This window comes from Legionella sp., assembly GCF_965140895.1.
GTDB lineage: Bacteria > Pseudomonadota > Gammaproteobacteria > Legionellales > Legionellaceae > Legionella.
The window spans coordinates 1-2,686 of record NZ_CBCSKT010000077.1; the positions used below are offsets into that span (position 1 = coordinate 1).

Below are 2,686 nucleotides of genomic sequence, written 5' to 3' on the forward strand. Positions count from 1 at the left end.
AAATCTCATAATGCCGATACTTTTAATTCATTTCAGAAAAAATTTCCAGTACTTTCAATGGCGATGGGTATAGATGTGTGTTGTAAATTTAAATTGCTGTCATATATTTCAGCAATCCCTGATTTTAAAAAACCACCCTGTAAACATCCCTGAACATAAGATATAGCCATGTTTTTATCTAAGAAATTATCTATAGAAGTCAGTTGTACGAGCTTATCCTTTAAGGAAGTATTTAATAAAGAATTCTCTAACGATTTAATACCATTAGTAATATCTGCATTAACTTGGTATTGCTTCATATTACCTACCCATGCTCGTTTTGTAGCATCAGGTAATTGTAATTCTAAAGATTCAATTATGACCTTATTAGCAACACTACCAGCTTGCCTATACAACACAATAGCTTTTCGCAGGTAATGTAATTTTTGAATGGGTGTCTCAATGTTGGAAATTTTTATACATAATTGTGCAAAGCTAGTCTGTAACAGTTTTTTTTGCTGTTCGGTAGAAGAAAAATATTCAATAGCAACTTCATACCCTATTTCAGCAGCTTTTAACATTTCAGCTTCTTCGAGCTTTGTAACTAATTCACAGCATAAAGTAGCATAATATTCTTTTTTATTTGCTTCTATTAGCTCATACTGAGCAAAAATGTGGAGCAACTCAATCACAGGATAGTAATTTTTTTGATCTAGTTCACTTTGGATCTCTACATTAAAAAAATCCACAACACATTCAGTAATATGTGCAGCTCCTTTAATAAATTTTATTGCAAGTTGCGACAATCTTTTCACACGATCTAAATATTCATAACGTGGATAACTATTATTGTTTAAGCAACTAAGGTATGAGTCCACAGCGATTTGCGCGTATTGAAGACGATTTTTCTTTTTACAGAAATGTAAAACATCTGCGATTCTGGCTTTCAATTCCAGATCTTTTACTTCCTCTAGCAGCACAGAAAGCAATTCAATTTTTTTATCATCCAAATCTTCTATAAGAGGAGATCTACCTTCTTGATAAAAATGAAATAATGGTCGAAAAGGATTCCGTGAAAAATCATCAAAATTAAAACAATAAGAAGTTACATCTCTTAATAGTTCAAGTTTGTCTTTGTAAATCAGGTCATTTTCATTTTTTGCTGCTTTTGCAAATATTTCCCAATACTCAGTACATGAACGTGAAGAAGCTATCGATAAATAGGATTCAAACGTGTGTTTTTGAATACCTGATCGTTCTTCTAGTTCTTCCATACTCAACTAAGCCTCATAAGACATGATGATTAAACCAGAGAGTATCCACAGAATTTTGGATCGTTTTTTGGATCGACTTGATATTGAAGCTTGCTGGGGTGTTTACTAACTCATTGATTCTATTGGTCGGGACGGAAGGATTTGAACCTTCGACCACTAGCACCCCATGCTTTCCACTAACGATATCATTCGATTTCATTTAAATTCAAAAATCGCTTATAACCCTTGATATACATGCATTTAAACCATATCATCACATTCAAACAATCTCAAACAATTTCACTTGAGAGCAAATTTAAGTGTACCCCAAGAATTAATGAGGCTGTAATGACTAATTTTACTGACACCTACATCAAAGGAATGAAACCACGTGCTACCCGTTATGAGGAATATGAGGGAGCAGGCTTTGGCATTCGTGTCACCCCCAATGGAATTAAAAGTTGGATTTATCGTTACAAAATAGCGGACAAAACCGACAAAATAACGCTTGGTCATTACCCCGCAATGAGCTTGGCTAATGCTAAAAAGCAATTTATTGAATTGAGTCAATTGCGCCGTGATGGAAAAAATCCTAAGGAAATTATTAGTTATCAAAAAGAAGCACGGACAAATACAGTCAGCAAGTTAGTACTTGCATGGTATACGAGTTACATTGAAAAAGAACGCAAACAGCCACTTCAAATTAAACAGCTAATAGATGCAGATATTATTCCGTTGCTTGGGGATATTGAATTGACCAACCTTTCTCCTGCAATGGTTACTAAAGCATTAGATAAGATTGTTAAGCGTGGTGCGCCAGTCCATGCCAATAAAGTACTGGCAGCCCTTAAACAAGCATTCAGTTATGGGGTCAGGCGTGGTGCAATGACTGAAAATCCCGCCTTATTGTTACAAAGTCGTGATATTGGAGGCATAGAGAAACCCCGAGCGCGTTATTTAACAATTCATGAAATAAAAGAATTACTGCGATTTTTAAATAGCAGCAACAATCGCATGTCCATCCAAATCAAATTAGCCATCAAGCTTATTCTACATACTGGAATAAGGTCTGGAGAACTTAGGCTTGCGACTTGGTCAGAGACCGATTTTGAAAATAGCCTTTGGACTATTCCTCAAGAACACACCAAGCAAAATGAAACTATGAGAATTCATTTAGCTGAGCCAGTACAGGAAATGCTTAAAACACTTAAATCGGTCTCACAATCGGAGTTTATACTTTCAGCACACCAGGGTGAACCTCTTAGTTCCAAGGCTTTGTCACGTGCCATTAACCGCATTCAAGAACGAGTCGGCATCCCTCACTGGACAGCCCATGATTTAAGAAGAAGCTTTTGTACTCAGCTGGGTGAGACGCTGCATATATACCCATCGCCATTGAAAGTACTGGAAATTTTTTCTGAAATGAATTAAAAGTATCGGCATTATGAGATTTC

The 2,686-nt window shown here is 35.8% G+C and carries 2 protein-coding genes; one reads left to right on the forward strand and one right to left on the reverse strand.

Annotated elements, in window-relative coordinates:
• Positions 1-32: 32 nt before the first annotated feature.
• On the reverse strand, positions 33-1,253 hold the full coding sequence (locus ACQY7T_RS09325; protein WP_428412907.1) for a DUF7380 domain-containing protein: 1,221 nt from the start codon (positions 1,251-1,253) through the stop codon (positions 33-35).
• Positions 1,254-1,580: 327 nt separating this feature from the next.
• Here ACQY7T_RS09325 and ACQY7T_RS09330 point away from each other — a divergent pair, with 327 nt between their 5' ends.
• A complete protein-coding gene (locus ACQY7T_RS09330) occupies positions 1,581-2,663 on the forward strand; it encodes a tyrosine-type recombinase/integrase (protein ID WP_428412909.1) in 1,083 nt (360 codons plus the stop codon).
• The last annotated feature ends 23 nt before the right edge of the window (positions 2,664-2,686 follow it).

Excerpts from the sequence above, each read along its gene's own strand:
- ACQY7T_RS09330 (WP_428412909.1), top strand. The coding sequence starts at position 1,581 with ATGACTAATTTTACTGACACCTACATCAAAGGAATGAAACCACGTGCT.
- ACQY7T_RS09325 (WP_428412907.1), bottom strand. The coding sequence starts at position 1,253 with ATGGAAGAACTAGAAGAACGATCAGGTATTCAAAAACACACGTTTGAA.